The organism is Pseudarthrobacter woesei (assembly GCF_055412745.1).
On record NZ_JBVAYU010000021.1, the window covers coordinates 1 to 14,999 of the forward strand.

The 14,999-nt window shown below is 67.2% G+C and carries 16 protein-coding genes, 1 pseudogene and 1 riboswitch; of the genes and pseudogenes, 11 read left to right on the forward strand and 6 right to left on the reverse strand.

What is annotated here, in order from left to right:
* Nucleotides 1-190, reverse strand: a pseudogene (locus tag ACZYZE_RS18215) (HNH endonuclease); the annotation flags it as partial.
* 890 nt (nucleotides 191-1,080) lie between these two features.
* On the opposite strand from ACZYZE_RS18215, the gene ACZYZE_RS18220 reads away from it, so the two are divergent.
* Nucleotides 1,081-1,749 (forward strand): DNA alkylation repair protein, encoded by a 669-nt coding sequence (locus ACZYZE_RS18220; RefSeq protein WP_459320161.1) that lies wholly within the window; start codon nucleotides 1,081-1,083, stop codon nucleotides 1,747-1,749.
* Nucleotides 1,750-1,772: 23 nt separating this feature from the next.
* Here the strand turns inward: ACZYZE_RS18220 and ACZYZE_RS18225 are convergent, their stop codons facing one another.
* Complete coding sequence (locus ACZYZE_RS18225) at nucleotides 1,773-2,042, reverse strand: hypothetical protein (protein ID WP_459320162.1); 270 nt, start codon at nucleotides 2,040-2,042, stop codon at nucleotides 1,773-1,775.
* A 168-nt stretch (nucleotides 2,043-2,210) separates the two neighbouring features.
* Nucleotides 2,211-2,411, forward strand: a riboswitch (cyclic di-AMP (ydaO/yuaA leader).
* A 4-nt stretch (nucleotides 2,412-2,415) separates the two neighbouring features.
* Here ACZYZE_RS18225 and ACZYZE_RS18230 point away from each other — a divergent pair.
* Nucleotides 2,416-3,168, forward strand: a complete 753-nt coding sequence (locus tag ACZYZE_RS18230; protein ID WP_463909393.1) for an NlpC/P60 family protein — start codon at nucleotides 2,416-2,418, stop codon at nucleotides 3,166-3,168.
* 108 nt (nucleotides 3,169-3,276) lie between these two features.
* On the opposite strand, the gene ACZYZE_RS18235 is transcribed toward ACZYZE_RS18230, so the two are convergent.
* A complete protein-coding gene (locus tag ACZYZE_RS18235) occupies nucleotides 3,277-3,834 on the reverse strand; it encodes a dihydrofolate reductase family protein (protein ID WP_459320164.1) in 558 nt (185 codons plus the stop codon).
* A 234-nt stretch (nucleotides 3,835-4,068) separates the two neighbouring features.
* On the opposite strand from ACZYZE_RS18235, the gene ACZYZE_RS18240 reads away from it, so the two are divergent.
* From ACZYZE_RS18240 to ACZYZE_RS18250, 3 genes are all read left to right on the forward strand, one after another.
* Nucleotides 4,069-4,266 (forward strand): helix-turn-helix transcriptional regulator, encoded by a 198-nt coding sequence (locus tag ACZYZE_RS18240; protein WP_459320165.1) that lies wholly within the window; start codon nucleotides 4,069-4,071, stop codon nucleotides 4,264-4,266.
* A gap of 298 nt (nucleotides 4,267-4,564) precedes the next feature.
* On the forward strand, nucleotides 4,565-5,653 hold the full coding sequence (locus ACZYZE_RS18245; RefSeq protein ID WP_463909394.1) for a serine hydrolase: 1,089 nt from the start codon (nucleotides 4,565-4,567) through the stop codon (nucleotides 5,651-5,653).
* Nucleotides 5,654-5,708: 55 nt separating this feature from the next.
* Nucleotides 5,709-5,900: a DUF1918 domain-containing protein gene (locus ACZYZE_RS18250; protein WP_459320167.1), complete on the forward strand. Its 192-nt coding sequence runs from the start codon at nucleotides 5,709-5,711 to the stop codon at nucleotides 5,898-5,900.
* A gap of 23 nt (nucleotides 5,901-5,923) precedes the next feature.
* On the opposite strand, the gene ACZYZE_RS18255 is transcribed toward ACZYZE_RS18250, so the two are convergent.
* A complete protein-coding gene (locus ACZYZE_RS18255; RefSeq protein WP_459320168.1) occupies nucleotides 5,924-7,381 on the reverse strand; it encodes a DUF5129 domain-containing protein in 1,458 nt (485 codons plus the stop codon).
* A 158-nt stretch (nucleotides 7,382-7,539) separates the two neighbouring features.
* On the opposite strand from ACZYZE_RS18255, the gene ACZYZE_RS18260 reads away from it, so the two are divergent.
* From ACZYZE_RS18260 to ACZYZE_RS18275, 4 genes are all read left to right on the forward strand, one after another.
* Entirely contained in the window at nucleotides 7,540-8,190 is a 651-nt protein-coding gene (locus ACZYZE_RS18260; protein WP_463909395.1) for a DedA family protein, read from the forward strand.
* A 69-nt stretch (nucleotides 8,191-8,259) separates the two neighbouring features.
* On the forward strand, nucleotides 8,260-8,793 hold the full coding sequence (locus ACZYZE_RS18265) for an LpqB family beta-propeller domain-containing protein (protein ID WP_463909396.1): 534 nt from the start codon (nucleotides 8,260-8,262) through the stop codon (nucleotides 8,791-8,793).
* Nucleotides 8,790-10,460: a DUF5671 domain-containing protein gene (locus ACZYZE_RS18270; protein WP_463909397.1), complete on the forward strand. Its 1,671-nt coding sequence runs from the start codon at nucleotides 8,790-8,792 to the stop codon at nucleotides 10,458-10,460. The genes ACZYZE_RS18265 and ACZYZE_RS18270 overlap by 4 nt, the downstream gene beginning before the upstream one ends.
* 123 nt (nucleotides 10,461-10,583) lie before the next feature.
* Nucleotides 10,584-10,796: a YegP family protein gene (locus ACZYZE_RS18275; RefSeq protein WP_459320172.1), complete on the forward strand. Its 213-nt coding sequence runs from the start codon at nucleotides 10,584-10,586 to the stop codon at nucleotides 10,794-10,796.
* Between the two features lie 12 nt (nucleotides 10,797-10,808).
* Here the strand turns inward: ACZYZE_RS18275 and ACZYZE_RS18280 are convergent, their stop codons facing one another.
* Together ACZYZE_RS18280 and ACZYZE_RS18285 are read right to left on the reverse strand one after the other, a co-directional pair.
* Nucleotides 10,809-12,503: a SulP family inorganic anion transporter gene (locus ACZYZE_RS18280; protein WP_463909398.1), complete on the reverse strand. Its 1,695-nt coding sequence runs from the start codon at nucleotides 12,501-12,503 to the stop codon at nucleotides 10,809-10,811.
* Nucleotides 12,504-12,512: 9 nt separating this feature from the next.
* Entirely contained in the window at nucleotides 12,513-13,226 is a 714-nt protein-coding gene (locus ACZYZE_RS18285) for an endonuclease/exonuclease/phosphatase family protein (protein ID WP_459320183.1), read from the reverse strand.
* A gap of 377 nt (nucleotides 13,227-13,603) precedes the next feature.
* Here ACZYZE_RS18285 and ACZYZE_RS18290 point away from each other — a divergent pair, with 377 nt between their 5' ends.
* Nucleotides 13,604-13,951 (forward strand): hypothetical protein, encoded by a 348-nt coding sequence (locus tag ACZYZE_RS18290; protein WP_459320174.1) that lies wholly within the window; start codon nucleotides 13,604-13,606, stop codon nucleotides 13,949-13,951.
* 240 nt (nucleotides 13,952-14,191) lie between these two features.
* Complete coding sequence (locus ACZYZE_RS18295; RefSeq protein WP_459320175.1) at nucleotides 14,192-14,995, forward strand: thioesterase family protein; 804 nt, start codon at nucleotides 14,192-14,194, stop codon at nucleotides 14,993-14,995.
* Nucleotides 14,996-14,999: the final 4 nt, after the last annotated feature.

Genomic DNA, 14,999 nt, shown 5'->3' on the forward strand with positions numbered 1-14,999 from the left:
CGGCGATTCTGGCCTGCAGCGCGGCGGCGGCGGATTTGAGGTCCTCGAGGTCCCGGAGCTGGCCGATCAGCCCGGCGCCGCCGTCGTCGTCGAGGCAGGGGCGGACAGCGGCCAGAGAGCGGGCCACGTCCGTGACCGTCACACTGCCTGCCGCCGAAGGAGCCACGTCGGGCTCCTGAATGCCGTCCATGGAAACAGGCTATCGGGCACCTGCGACAATTTAGCGACGTTGCGGAATTGAGGTTCGGCGGAGCTCCCGACGTTGAGCAGGGGCCGGCCTGGTCATTGAGCCACGCAACGACGGACCCCTCGACGGATGCTGTCGCGGGCAGATCAACCATCGGCTGGGGCAACGTCCCCGAATTCGACTTTGACCGGGCAACCTACTGCCTCTGAGTACTTACGCTCCAGGCCGGCAACGTCCGCATTGGCCTCGACCAATTCATCGAGTGTAAGCCTCAGGTGCGACCCATCAGGCGATACGGCGACGATGTTCACAGCAGGGTCTGACGCCAACAGCTCGCTGCCATAATCGCCAAGTTTCCCCGGCGAACAGAGGGCTGCCTCGACTGTAATGTCAATGTTCGGGAACCGGGCCATTAGGTCCCGTAGCTTCGAGTCCACCAGACCGTGCCAGTGAACGACAATTCGGCTCCCCTCCAGCACTTCGACCGAGGCCAACCGATCATCCCCGGCAAGCTCCCGACTCAATGCGCTGGCCGTATGGGAGATGGCTCCGTCCGCTGGGGAGGTTTCAGGACTGACTGATGAGTTTGAAACCGGCGTTTCAGGCGTCGCCTCACGCGGGGATGGCCGGGCAGCGTCATCTCCCGGGGCTGAGGGCTCCCCAGCGGCGCAGGACGTAGCGAATAGAGAGAGGCTGAGCAGGACAACGGTTACGTGCCTGATCAACTCTGAACCTCTTTTTGCCGCGGCCATGCCTCATACTAGTGACCCGTCCGGGATAGGCCTACGCCGGCGGCCTGACCGCTGACCCCGCCGCCTTCGGCGAGCTATTCGTTCAGAAGCTGCTCCGGGAGTTACCGAAGGCCCATCCAGAGAGTGCGAAAGAATGAACCAATGAGCGACGCCGGCGAATTCATGGACCTTGCGCTGCAGCGCGAGTCGTCATGGAGCCGTGCGGAGGACACGCAGGCTCGGCTCGGCACCGCGTCGAAGGGCACCGAGCTGCAGTACTACGGCGCCTCGGTCGGAGCGGTGCGCGGAACCGTCCGCGACGCCCTCCGCCGCCACCCGGAACTGACGCACGATGACATCACTGCCCTCAGCTCGGAGTTGTGGGAGGTACCCGTCTTCGAGCGCCGCCTCGCCGCCGTCGTGCTCCTGCAGTCCAGCGTCCGCCTGCTGACCAACACGGACCTGACCCGGATCGAGCGCTTCATCCGCGAGGCGCAATTGCGCGGGCTCGTCGATCCGCTCGCCATCGACGTCGTCGGTCCCATGATCGCGGGGCTCGACGTCGTGGGCGGGGTGCGCGCGGACAGCGTCCTGGACCGCTGGGTGCGGGATCCCGACCACTGGTTGCGCCGTGCCGCACTGCTGTCCCCGCTGCGTGCGCTCCGGTCCGGTACGGGGGACTGGGCCCGATTCGTCCGCCGCGCCCGCTCGGTGCTGGCAGAGCCACCCGGGCTCAGCCGGTTGGACGACGACGGCGCGGCGATCGCCACAGAGGCGGTCTCCCTGGTGGTCGCCGACATGGCGAGGCACCGGCCCGAACTGGAGTACTGATGGGCCGATTCGCAGCGACGTGCCTACGCGGCCGGGCGGCGCTCCACTACAGCGTAGGCCTTGCCGTCCAGGAACTCCCAGTCGGTGACCACCATAAAGCCCGCAGCGTCAACGCGGTCATTCAGGACGAAGACGTCAAAGCCGCCGTCGCGGGGCTCAGCATCCCACGTGGACACATGCACTTCCCCGCTTTCCAGGACCAGCAGCTCGGTATTGACGCTGAAGTCCTCCCGAGGCTGGTTGCTTAGCTGGCAGATGGCGACGCAGTGGCTGGTGACTTCGCGGCTGTTCATTTCGGGCCTCCGCCTCGGGGGAACGCTGATGGCATCATCCTATGCCGGGGGCCGGGTCCAGCGGGTGCAAAAGACCGCCCGCGACCACCTCCTCCGTTACCTCAATGTGACATTCCGTGATCATACCGTTACCGTTGTTAGGTGCCTGTTGCTTCGAAACAGGCGCCCCCCAGCCGATTGCCTAACTCTGCCGCGGCCCGGGGGACAACTCGCAGCAACGTCCGGCAGAGACGGGGAAACCACTTTTGACCCGCTGTTCGCCAGGGGTCTTGGGGTGAAGCCGCACAGTCCGAAGTTAGGGCCAGAGTGCGGCCGGGTGCCTTCCATCCGAATCCGACAGCTCACCTCGCAGGCATTGGGAGAGGCTACCTTTATGACTTCCAGCAATACCCTTGCGCCTAAGCGCGCCGACCTTCGCAGCAAACGCCGTTCCGCAATCCTGTCCGCCAAGGCAGGCATCTTCGGCCGCCAGGCTGCAGTGATCGCCGCGGCCTCCGGCCTGGTGCTCAGCAGTGCCATGGCCGCCAACGCCGCCGAGGCCCCCGTCCAGCGCGACTCCGCACCGGCGTCGTCCGTCGATGTCAAGGGCCAGGTGGGTGCACCGGTCCTTGCGGATTCCGCAGTCCAGATCACCTTCGAGCGCCCGGCCGTGGCTACCGCCCCGGCCCCGGTGATCGAACAGCCCAAGCCCGTAGCAGCCCCGGCCGCCAAGGCGCCGGCAGCGGCCCCGGCAGCCGCCAAGGCCGCGGTGAAGGTCCAGGCAGCGCCGGTCGCTGCCGCCGCTCCCGCCGCAGCCCCGGCGGCCGGCGGCGTAAATGCCACTATGGTCTCCGCCGCTTACGGCCAACTGGGCATAACACAGGATTGCACCGCCTTGGTCGAGAAGGCCCTTGGCGCAGCCGGAATCCCCGTCGGCGACCTCGGCCCGATGCAGTTCATGAACTACGGCAGCGTAGTCGGCGATCCCCAGCCGGGCGACATGGTAGTTCAGTCCGGGCACATCGGAATTTACGTCGGCAACGGTCAGGTGCTCAGCAGCGGGATGAACGGCAAGAACCAGACAGTGGTTCACCCGCTGTCCTGGCTCACCGCCACCGGCCCCGTGACCTTCGTCCGCGCCGGCTAGCAGCACCCGCCAGCAGCGTGCAGAAGGCCGGTTGATCGGTTGCCTTGGGGGCCGCGGATCAACCGGCCTTTCGCGTGCCCGGGCCAGCCCGCCAGCCGGTCCGGCCGGTCAGCCCGCGTACCGCAGCAGCACCACGCCGTTGCCGAAGACGCGCGTCTCCAGCAGCCGGAGCTTTGTCAGCGTATCCGTCTCCTGAAACAAGGGCTTGCCGCGTCCGATCAGGACCGGGTGGACGTAGATCCGGTACTCATCGATCAGGCCGAGCCGCCGGAAGGCCGCCGCGATTTCGGCCCCGCCAAGCGCGAGGTCCCCGCCGGACTCTTCCTTCAGCTTCACGACGTCCTCAACGACGACGTCCCGCACCACCGCGGTATTCCAGCCGGCCTTCGCCAGGGTCCTGGAATAGACGATCTTGGGCATGTCCCGCCAGATCCGGGCGAAGTCGATCTCCGGTGCAGTGCTCGAGGGGTCCTGGTCCGCCGTCGGCCAGAACCCGGCCATCAACTCATAGGTGACGCGGCCGTCCAGAAAGGCGCCCATGGTCCGGAGCTGATCATTGAAGTGATGGTGCAGTTCCTCGTCGACCATGTGCCAGCTCAGGTCCTGCTCCGGGCCCTCGATGAATCCGTCCAGGGATATCTGCATCATCAGAATGACCTTGCGCATCGCGGGGCTCCTTCATCTGGCTGTGGGTTATCGCTCCAGCGTACGCCGGGGCCCGGACCAGAGGCAGGGTCAGAACCGGCGAGGCCGTCCGGCGCCGGGCGGCAGCATTGAGCCGAATCAGGCCGCACCGCCCGCATGCCATACCGGCAGCATCTTGCCGAAGCGCGGAATCTGGGCCACGATGAACGAACTGGACTGCCGCCACCGGCAGTATCCTGCCGGAGGGGAGGAGCCATGCGTGACGTGGCGTCGATTGCAGCGAGCATCCGCAGCGCCCGCAAGGACGCCGGCATCACGCAGGAAAACCTGGCCCATCTGGCCGGCACCTCGGTACGAACCGTCCGGGCGATCGAGACCGCCACCGGAAACCCCTCGCTGCGGGCCGTGATAGCCGTGAGCAACGTGCTGGGCCTGCAGCTTACGGTGCGCTGACTCCCGCCCCGGGAGGGTTCCTGCGGCCGGCACTGGACAGAAATCGCCGACAATCTGGGCCTGCCGCAGCGGCCGCAGCCTTCACCGAGCGCTAGTTGCGCTCCCGGCGCCGCGATCTGGGCGCCTGACCCAAGGTTTTCCAAAGCGAAAACTCTTGCGCTCGGAGCCCCCGCAGAGCAGAATTCAGAAACTTTGAAGCCCCTACCGCGGTTCTAGCCCACGGAGGATCAGCATGCCTGCGAACGTGTACGAGGCGACAGCCCACCCCAGCCCTTCGCTGTGCCGGGGATGAGGCCCGATGGAAAATTGGGGGCCCGGCCGCCACTACAGCAGCGGCCGCCACACGCATGTTGCCACCCGTCGGTCCGGCTGGCGCCTGCCGGAACCGTTGGGCCGGATCCGCCGGCATCGCCTGACGGCGGCCGCCGCCGCACTCGCCCTGGTTTCGGCGACCTCCTTCTGCATTGCAATCCAGGCCAGGGTGCCCGCCGACGCCGTTGCACCTGCCGGGGCGTCCGTGTCCGCCGCTCCCAATTCCCCGGGAACGGCCGGCGGGGAACACACGGTTCCTCCGGCGTCCGGGCTGCCGCCATCCGACGTGCTTTCAGCTGTACCGCCGTCGCAAGTACCGCCGTCGCAAGTGCCGCCGACGACGGCGCCGCCGCCGGACGCCGTCGTCCCGGCCGTTGCGGTGCTGTCCATCAGTCCGAAACTCGACGCCCAGATCAATGCCGTCATCACAGCCAACAGCCGCTACCAGGTGGGCGTGGCCCTGATTGATGTGACCGACGGTGTGGTGCATGACTACGGGGTGAAGGCAAAGTTCGTCGCCGCCAGCACGGCGAAGATCCTCGCCGCCTCGGCCTACTACCATCTGGTGGAAACCGGCAAGGCCTCCCTTGCAGCCCGGATGGGGGTATCAACGGCCGGCGTCCAGATCCGGCAGATGGTCCAGCAGAGCAACAACGAATCGTGGGCGCTGATCATGGCCGCCGTTGGCGCTAGGGGATTGACCGACTATGCGGCGTCAATCGGGATCACCTACGACCGCACGCTCAACACCCTGACGCCCGCCGAGACGGCGCGGACGCTGTACCGGCTGTACACCGGCCAGTTGCTCAACGCGGCGAACACGGGACAGTTGCTGTCCTACCTGCAGCACACCAACTATGAATCGCTGGTCCCGGCCGCCGTCCCCGCGGGCATCACCGTTTACCACAAATACGGCCTGCTCTTTGGCAACCTGCATGACGCGAGCATCCTGGTGCAGGGGGAGCGGGCCTATGTCTTCGTCGTCTACACGCTGGGCCGGGATACGTCCGACATGGCGGCCCGAACCCGGGTCATCCACCAGCTGACCAAAACGATTGCGGCCGGACTCTTCTGACGGCCGTTCCCCCGAGGGGCCGAGAACCGTACGCTGAAGAAGGGAGGTGAACGCCATGAAAGCAGCACAAGGAGACCGCATCATCATCCGGGGCACAACGGTCGAATCCTCGGACCGGCACGGTGAAATCCTGGAGGTCAGGGGATCCGACGGGTCGCCGCCGTACCATGTGAGGTTCGACGACGGCCACGAGACAATCATGTTTCCCGGCGGCGACTTCGTCGTCGAACCCCGCCCAACAGCCTGACGGCCCGGCCCGGAATCCCGGCCCTAGAAGCTGGACGAACTGCCGGAGCCGGAGAAGCTTCCGCCGCTGCTTCCGTAGCCGGTGGTGCTGCCGCCCCCGCCACGGGCGCTGCCGACGTTGCTGACGCCTGTGTTAAAGCCGGAATTGAATGTGGGAACCGAAAAGAAGTAGTAGGACGGGTAGACCGTGCCCAGGATGCTGGGCTCGTAGGTGCGGCCGTACTTCGCCTTGGTCCCGGCTTGGGCGCTCTCCATCTCCTTGCGCATCAGCGCGGCTTCCTTGTCGTTCTTCGCGAAGCCATCGATGACGGTGTCGGCGTGGTTCTTCAGCAGTTCGGAGAGGTGGGTGCGCGCGTCCCGCAGCCGGTCGAGGGCCGTTTCGGGGGTGATTGTTCCGTCCGACAACTCGGACGTCCAGCGTTCGAGTTCCCGGTGGCTCTGATCCCGGAAGGACCGGAGAGCGGCCGCCGTCGCGGAGTCGCCCTCGGCATGGCGCTTACTGAGCATCTGTTCGAGGGCGGCGAGGTCGTTGCGGAAGGGTGCCAGCTGCCGGTCCCAGGCCGGGGCCCATGAGCTGCCCCGGTTGAGCAGGGCATTGGTGTCCGCGATGACGTCGTCCAGGACGTCGAGTTCCTCTGCGGCGTCGGCGAACTGCCGGACCGTTCTCAGGTTGGGCCGCCGGCTCAGGTCCCTGGCGGCCAGGGCGTGCACCTGGTTGGAGAGTCCGGTGGCGGTGTTGTACTTCGCCATGAAGGTGCGGTGCTTCTCCAGGACGGTGCTGCCATAGCGCGAGGCTTCGGGGATGGTGCCGGCATTGAGCTCGGTGACCTGCAGGTCCATGCTGACGTTGGCGTAGCTGGCATCCCCGCGGGCCAGTGCCTTGCGGCTGTCCACCCGGGTCCGCCAACGGACGATCAGCCAGGTAGCAGCCCCGGCGACAGCCACAGACGCCGTCGTCCAGGCCGTGATGAGGAAGGCGGTGGACCGGTACCAGGGCTGGTTGATCAGTTCCGCGCCGCGCTGGATGCCGGCAACGGTGCCGTCCGTCCACTGGGCATCGCGCAGGAGTTCTTTGGACGCGTTCTGGATGTCATCGCGCTGTTCGGGGGAGACCTTGCGGTCTTCCCCCATATAGGTTCCGACATGCCGGCCCACCGGGTCGAGGGCGAAGATGAACAGCCCGTCCGCCCACTTCTGCCCGTCGGCGCTGATCCAATCGGGATGCTCGGCGCGGGCAAAGCGCAGGACTTCCTCGTTGAGGTTGTCCGCAGCGGTGCCGTTGTACGTATACACGGCCACCTTGGTGGGCTGGTAGAACTCGATGGACTGCACCGCCGGCAGCAGGGTGTTTCGGTCCAGCACTCCCGCCCGGTCCTCCACAACGACGTCGACCGGCCGGACCGCGTGTGCCGCCGGTCCCGCGCCCACCAGTCCGATGAGGACCAGGACCACGACGCCGAGGACTTTCCGCAGAATACCCATTTGTTGAGCGTAGTGCCTGCCTCCGGCCGCGTCGACGGGAAGTGCGCGCCTGCCTTCGCCTCCTGCCGTAGCAGCGGTTCGGCTAGGCTGGCCACCGAAGCCTGCAGGGAAGGGAAGCGTGCGCCGGTGGTCAAGGATACTGAAGGGCGGCTGCCGTCGTGACGGCTCCCGGCCCGGTTGACGATCTCACCGGTGTTGTCGGGTTCGCCGCCCGCGCCGTCGATGCGCTGGGGGAGTGGGGGGTAGGGCTGTTCACCCTGGCCGAGACGGTATTCCCGCCGATTCCCAGCGAACTGATCCTTCCGCTGGCAGGCTTCCTGGCCAGGCTGGGTTCCATGAACCTGGTCCTCGTCTACTTCACCAGTATCCTGGGCGCGTATACGGGCGCGCTGCTCCTGTACTGGCTGGGAGCGTGGCTGGGGCTGGATCGTTCGATCCGTTGGCTGTCCCGGCTGCCCCTCGTAGACCGCGCGGACTTCGAACGGGCCGCCGGCTGGTTCCGCCGCCACGGAAGGTCGGCGGTGTTCTTCGGCCGGCTATTACCGGGCGTTCGCAGCCTGATTTCGCTGCCGGCCGGTGCCCAGAAGATGAACCTTGTGACCTTCAGCCTTTTCACTGTCGCGGGGAGCAGCCTGTGGAACGGTCTGCTGATCGGGCTGGGGGCCCTGCTCGGGTCGCAGTACCGGCTCATCGACGAGTATTCGCGCTTCCTTAACTACGCCGTCTACGCGGCCGTGGCCGCGGTCGTCGGGTGGCTGATTGCCCGTAACGTCAAACGCCGGAGGAACCGGACCGGCCGGGACCGCTGAGTGCGTCCGCCGCCGAATGAGGCCTAAAGACACCGTGACGGGGTGCCGTTGCTCCTCCATACTGACGGCATGAGCCCAGAGGCGAAAGACCCCGAGCCGCAGCCGCCGCCGGCAGCCACCCCTGCGGAGCCGGCAGCACAGGAGCAGGCACTGCGGAAGCAAGACCGGACCCTCCTCGCCATACTGGCCGCGATCGCCGTACTGGTAATCGTGGCCCTGGTTGTTGTGTTCACCCGCGGGGAGCCGGCGGCGCTGGACGAAGGCACTCCCGCCGGTGTGGTCCAGCGCTATTCCGCCGCCGTGATCGCCGGCGACGAGACCGCCGCTGCGGCATATCTGAGCGACTCCGCCAGAAGCTCGTGCGTCAACGTGGAACGGATGGCAGTGGACAACCTCCGGGTCACCCTGGTCGCGACGACCGAACGTGCGGAGTCTGCCGATGTGAAGGTACTGATCACGGTGTCCGAGGGCGGCGGCCCGTTCGGCAACGCCGAGTACCAGGTCGACGGTGGCTTCGATCTGGTCAAGTCCGGCGGCAAATGGCTCATCGACAACGCTCCCTGGCAGCTGACGGTGTGCCCAAACCAGGCGGTGAAGCAATGAGCGCCGGCACGGACGTGGGGTCGGCGCAGCGCACCGTGCGGCGTCTGATCACGTACGCGCTGCTGTTCGCACTTGTGGTGATCGCCGCCGTCGGGCTCAGCGGACTGGTGGGACGGCTCCTGATTGCCGGCACGGAGCTGGCTGTGGGGGACGTCGCCGGGCTGGCGCGCTCGCTGGCCTTCGCCCTGATTGGCGGCCCCCTCGCCGCGGTCCTGTGGTGGGCGGTGTGGCGCAGGCTCGGCGACGAGTCCGAGCGTGCCTCCGTCGGCTGGGGCCTGTACCTGGCCGGAGCCTGCGCGTTGTCCCTGATCATTGCCACCAGCAACCTGCTGAGCACGCTCGCCACGCTCATCGGCGGGCAACCGCCGCAATGGCGGCTGTCGCTGGCCACCGGGCTGGTCTGGGCCGCCATCTGGATCTGGCACCGCTGGATGTGGCGGCATGACAGGAAACGTCCCGCCGACCTCGCCGACGTTCCCACGGTGATCGGTACTTACTACGGGCTCGTGTTGGGCGTCGGCGGCGCCGTCACGGCGCTGTCGGCCCTGCTTGATGCGGCCCTGCGCGGAGCCACGGTGGTGGCAGCCGTGGGCGAGCCCTGGTGGGTGTCGGTGCTGCAGTCGCTCGCCTGGGCCGCGGGCGGCGGGCTGGTCTGGTGGTGGCACTGGAAGCACGACGGCGGCCAGCGGCTGCGCACCGGGCTCGCCAACGTGGCGCTCATCCTTGTCGGCGTACTGGGCGCGGGAATCCTCACCCTCGGCGGCGCCGGAGTTGCGCTGTTCGTGCTCCTCCGCCTGGCGTTCGACCGCGCCGGTCCGATGGCTGTCCTGCTCGAGCCACTGGCCCCGGCGCTCGCCGCAGCCGCGATCGGCTCGCTTGTCTGGGTCTACCACCGGGGCCTGGCGCGCGGCCGGGCGGACTCCACCCGGCTGGGCGGGAAGCTGGTGACCTCCGGCGTTGCCCTGGTGGCAGCCGCCTCCGGAATCGGCGTGATCGTCAACGCCGCCCTCGCGATGGCTGCGGCCCCACTCGCCGGCTCCGGGGTGCGCACGCTGCTGCTGGGCGGGATCAGTTCGCTCCTGGTGGGCGGCCCGGTCTGGTGGATCTCGTGGAAACCGCTGTCCTGGAAGCCCGCGGCAGGTGGATCCGGGGCAGGGTTGAGCGCCCGGCGCGTATATCTGATCGTGGTCTTCGGGCTGAGCGCCGTGGTCGCGGTCATCACCCTGCTGGTGATCGGTTTCAGGATGTTCGAATACTTCCTGGCCGACGTCGCCGGCGGGACCCTGGTGGAGCGGATCCGAGCCCCGCTCGGCCTGCTCGTGGCCACCGGGCTGGCCGCCGGGTACCACTTCGCCGTCTGGCGGCACGACCGGGCCGTCCTCGCCGCAGCCGGGCCCGCCCGGAAGCGGACCATCGGCCACGTCATTCTGGTTACCGGCTCCGATCCGGCACCGTTGCACCGGGCCATCGAAGAGGCCACCGGCGCGGTTGTGACCGTCTGGCGACGGGCCGACGCCGGCCCGGCTGCCGCAGCTGCCGCAGCGTCTGCGGACGCGGCGCAACCCGCAGGCCGGCTGGCGGCAGCGCTGGAGGGCGTCACCGGAAAACGGGTCCTCGTGACGGTGAGCCCGGACGGCAGGATCGACGTTGTGCCGTTGCTGGGCTGAACTGCGTCGAACCCTGGCCGGCCTCACCAGCCCGCATCACTGGCCAGCGCTTCCCGGGCGCAGTACATTGTGGCTTAACGGCCCACCCGGCCGACTCCACCGACGCTGAACCAGAGGTGCACCATGGCTGGAAAATTCGAGGTCTACAAGGACAAGTCCGGCGGATTCCGCTTCCGCCTCAAGGCCTCCAACGGCGAGGTGATCGCCTCTTCGCAGAGCTACAAGTCCAAGGCCAGCGCGCTGGGCGGGGTCGAATCCGTCAAGAAGAACGCGGCGTCCGACGTCGTCGACCTCACCGAAGAGGCCCCGGGCAGCATTGCCGGCGTAACGGGCTGAAGCAGGCGGCGGCTACTCCGGGTCGAAGGTCCGCTTGTAGCTTTTCACCGCGTTGTTGACGGTGGGGAAGAAGTGGTCCGGGCCGAAGCGGCTGCTGACGCCGAAGCGGATCAGTCGGTCCTTGACCGGTCCCTTCATCTCCGCGAAGACCAGGTTGATGCCGCGCCTGGCGAGTTCGTCGTCGAGCGCCACCAGGTCATCCAGGGCGGTGGTATCCAGATCCGTGATGGCCTCGGACGCCACGATTACCCAGTGCACCGGTCCGCGGGCGTTGGCCACCAGCGTCCTGATGTGCTCGGTGAAAACGGCCCCGTTCGCGAAGAACAGCGGGGCGTCGAAGCGTGCGATCACGAGCCCCGGGACCCGCTGGCCCTCGGGGTGCCGGCTCAGGTCGTGGTAGCCGGGCACGTCCGCCACGCTGCCCAGTTCCGTGCGGTAGGGATCCCAGGCGCGCAGGACGAATGCGATCAGCGACAGGCCGATCGCCACCACAATGCCCTCAAGTACGCCCACAAACGCGACGCCGAGGAACGTCGCGGCCAGCAGCGCGGCTTCCGTCCGGCTCATCTTCAGCAGCCGCCGCAGCGTCCCGATGTCCACGATCGATGACGCCGCAACAATCACGACGCCGGCGAGGACGCTTGAGGGCAGGAATGACGTCACTCCGGGCGCCACGATCATGAACAGCACCACGAGGGCGGCGGCAACGACTCCGCTCAGCGGGCTCTTGGCACCGGCCTCGAGGGCGATCGGGGTGCGCGAGGTGCTGCCGGAAATCGGAAAGCCGCCAAAGAGGCCGCTGGCCACGTTCGCAACTCCGAGGGCACCCATTTCCTGGTTCCCGTCGACTCGGACTCCGTTCCGGGCGGCGAAGCTCTTGGAGAGGACCGAAGTATCGGCAAAGGCGATCAGGGCGATGCCGGCCGCCGGGCCGAGCAAGGCGATAACGTCCGCCAGGCTGATGCCGCCGAGAGCCGGCGCCGGCAGCCCCCGCGGCAAGGCACCCACCGTGGGGAGCGTCGTCGTCAGGTCCAGGGCTGCCGTCAGCGCTGTGGCTGCCACGACGGCGATCAGCACGCCTGGGAGCTTCCACGGCAGGAAGCGGCACACGACGATCACGGCGATGGTGCCTGCACCAAACAGCAACGCGAGGGGATTGATGGCGCCCTGGGCCACAGCCTGGGCGGTGCCTGTGGCGGTGTGGACCAGTGAGCCTCCGATGCCCGGGATGCCGAGCAGCTTGGGGAGCTGGCTCAGCATGATGACCAGGGCGATTCCGTTGAGGTAGCCAACGCGGATTGGTTTGGACAGCAGCCCGGTAACGAAACCCAATTTGAAGACTCTGCCGGCCAGGAGCAGTCCGCCGATCATGAGGGCCAGAACGCCGGCTAGGGCTACGGCGTGATCCGGTTCCGCGCCGGCAAGAGGCAGGATTGCGGCGGCGATCATGGGTGCCAGGCTGGAGTCCGGGCCGATGATCAGGACCCGGGAGGGCCCGAACACGGCATAGGCGAGCAAGGGGATGATAGAGGCGTAAAGACCCGTGACAGCGGGCAGTCCGGCGGCCTCGGCGTAGGCCATGCCGGCCGGAATGAGGAACGCGCTGAGGGCTGCGCCGGCGGCCAGATCGGATTTCAGCCAGGGTCGCTGGTAGCCACGGAGCAGCCGGAGGCCGGGCGGTAGTCTCTCAGCCCACGCCCGGCGCACGGTGTCGGGCTAAGCGTCGGCAGGAGACGGCGGGCCGTCAGTTGACGGGGCGTCCTGGCCGTACTCGGCGGAAATCAGGATCGGGAGGTGGTCCGAGGCGCCGCGCGGGAGGGTTTCGACGCTTTCGATCTCGAGCCCCTGGGAGGTTGCGAAGTCGAAATGACCCTTGAAGACCTTGTACCGCGTGTAGGTCCGCCGGTCGCTGAGTGTCAGGTCGTAGCCGGCGTCCTTCATCTGGGCGGTGAGGTACTTGGTGAAGAACGGGTAGTTGAAGTCGCCCACCATCAGCGACATCAGGCCGCCGCCCATGCTGAGCAATTCGGCATGTGCTGCATGGATCTGGTTCCGGCGCAGCGAGTTCGAGGCGGTCAGGGGGGCCGCGTGGAACGACGCGATGACCAGGTCGTGGTCGGTCTCGTTGTCGATCACCCGGGTGCCGATCAGCCGTTCGTGGGCGGGCGACAGGACGCGGTCGTGCAGCGACTTCTTCAGGGCAAACGTCCTGGTCTCGTAGGCCGTGAAGCGGTCCATGCGGTAGTAGATCGCCAGGCCCAGCCGATTCCCCTTGGTGGCGTCTGCAAGGTGGAGATCGCCGATGGTTTCCGGCAGGTCGTCGGTGTCGCACTCCTGGAGGCACAGAGCATCAATCTCGAATTCGCCGGCCAGGTCAACCAGTTCACCACTGGCTTTGTGCTTGCGGAGGTTGTAGCTGATGACTCGAATCAGGGGAGCACCTCTTCGGAGGATAGTCGTGGAAAGCCTGATTCCGAGTCTACCCAGTCAGGCGGATCGACCGGGAACAGTGACGGCACGGGTCCGGCCCGGCCACAGCGGCCCATATCGCCGGGATGCTGCCGGGTCTACCGCGTGCCGCGGCTGGGCAACGATTCGGGGACGACGGTCTTGCAAGACTGTCCGCCCGGTGCTAGGCAGCCAATAATGTGGAAATGGCGGATCCTTGCAGACATCCAGATTTCGATCACGGCCGGCGATCTTCCGTGGTCTTTGCCGTCAGTGCCATCCTGGTAGCTGGTGCTGCCTCCGGATGCGCTTCCTCCTTGGGGAACGGAGAACCCCCTTGTTTCCCGCCCGCCTTTTCGGTGAACCCGTCCGGTGCCAAACCCGGCGACAAGGTGACGGTCACGGCGCCAGAGGCTGACTGCAATCCCCGCTATGGCGGGAACGCCCGCATCCAGGTGACTGTCACCGATGCGACGGGCATCGAGGTGGTCAACACCACTGTCCCGATGAATGACGCGGGCCGCTTCATTTACAGCTTTGAGGTCCCGGCTCAAACGGCCGCGGGCGACGCGGCGGTCGCGGCCATCCCGGACAACATCGACTGGTGCGATGACACGGGCAAGAACAACCGTGCCGAGGGGGCACCTGCCACTCTGCAACGGGCATCGTGTGTCCTGCCGATGAAGCCGCTCAGCATCACCCGATAGGGGCATGTCGCGTCTCTCAATCACCGGTTGGGTCATGGGGATGGCGGGCGGCCCATCCTTCGAAGCCGTCACGATGCGAGTCGTCCGGCACAGCAGCCAAATCCAAATCCGTCTGCACCAGGTGGTCACGACCGTGCAACGGCCACGGAACCACACGGCAACACCATGAGGACTCCTGCCATGGCAGCACGGGATAGGGTGGATCGGGATTCTCCGATTGAAGCTGCGAAAGGGTCGACGTTGACTGCTGAACTACCGGTGCTGGCCGAGGGCGATTTCTATTACGAGGCACTGGGCGGCGGGCGGTTCCGCTCCACCATTCATGCCCAGGGCGCCTGGAACGTGCACGAGCAGCACATGGCGCCAGCGTCCGGCATCATGGCCGACTGCCTGGACCGGCACGAGCCGCGCGACGACATGCGTATGGCCCGGCTCAGCTACGAGATCCTCGGACTGATCCCCGGCGGCGATTTCGAAGTCATCACCACGACGCTGCGCCCCGGCCGGACCATCGAACTGGTGCAGGCAGAACTGGTGGCGGGCGGCCGCACGGCCATCCGGGCCACGGCCTGGCGGATGATCATGTCCGACACCTCCGCGGTCGCCGCGTTCGAGGACCCCAGGATCCCGGCGCCGGAGGACTGCGAGCCGTACGACGCCTCAAGCGTCTGGCCGGGCGGTTACATCGCCTCGCTCCAGATGCGGATCGCGGACGGCCACCGCGCCGGTTCCGGGACCGTGTGGCTGCACACCGAGCACCCCCTGACGGACCAGGAGGACAGCAGTGACCCGGCCAGGCTGATCGGGCTGGTGGACACCGCCAACGGGATCGCCGCCCGCGTCCCGCCGGGCAAGGGCAGCTATGCCTTCCCCAACCTGGACCTTCAGATCCACATGTACCGGCGCCCGGAAGGGGAGTGGCTGGGCCTGGACAATGAAGTCTCGTTCGGCACGGACGGGATCGGCCTGACCTCGACGGTGCTGCACGACCTCACAGGTCCGTTCGGCCGGGCGGAACAGATCCTGACGCTGCGGAAGTCCTAGGACC

Bases quoted from the DNA above. Each gene is read 5' to 3' on its own strand.
- ACZYZE_RS18220 (WP_459320161.1), top strand. From the start codon at position 1,081: ATGAGCGACGCCGGCGAATTCATGGACCTTGCGCTGCAGCGCGAGTCG.
- ACZYZE_RS18225 (WP_459320162.1), bottom strand. From the start codon at position 2,042: ATGAACAGCCGCGAAGTCACCAGCCACTGCGTCGCCATCTGCCAGCTA.
- ACZYZE_RS18230 (WP_463909393.1), top strand. From the start codon at position 2,416: ATGACTTCCAGCAATACCCTTGCGCCTAAGCGCGCCGACCTTCGCAGC.
- ACZYZE_RS18235 (WP_459320164.1), bottom strand. From the start codon at position 3,834: ATGCGCAAGGTCATTCTGATGATGCAGATATCCCTGGACGGATTCATC.
- ACZYZE_RS18240 (WP_459320165.1), top strand. From the start codon at position 4,069: ATGCGTGACGTGGCGTCGATTGCAGCGAGCATCCGCAGCGCCCGCAAG.
- ACZYZE_RS18245 (WP_463909394.1), top strand. From the start codon at position 4,565: ATGGAAAATTGGGGGCCCGGCCGCCACTACAGCAGCGGCCGCCACACG.
- ACZYZE_RS18250 (WP_459320167.1), top strand. From the start codon at position 5,709: ATGAAAGCAGCACAAGGAGACCGCATCATCATCCGGGGCACAACGGTC.
- ACZYZE_RS18255 (WP_459320168.1), bottom strand. From the start codon at position 7,381: ATGGGTATTCTGCGGAAAGTCCTCGGCGTCGTGGTCCTGGTCCTCATC.
- ACZYZE_RS18265 (WP_463909396.1), top strand. From the start codon at position 8,260: ATGAGCCCAGAGGCGAAAGACCCCGAGCCGCAGCCGCCGCCGGCAGCC.
- ACZYZE_RS18270 (WP_463909397.1), top strand. From the start codon at position 8,790: ATGAGCGCCGGCACGGACGTGGGGTCGGCGCAGCGCACCGTGCGGCGT.
- ACZYZE_RS18275 (WP_459320172.1), top strand. From the start codon at position 10,584: ATGGCTGGAAAATTCGAGGTCTACAAGGACAAGTCCGGCGGATTCCGC.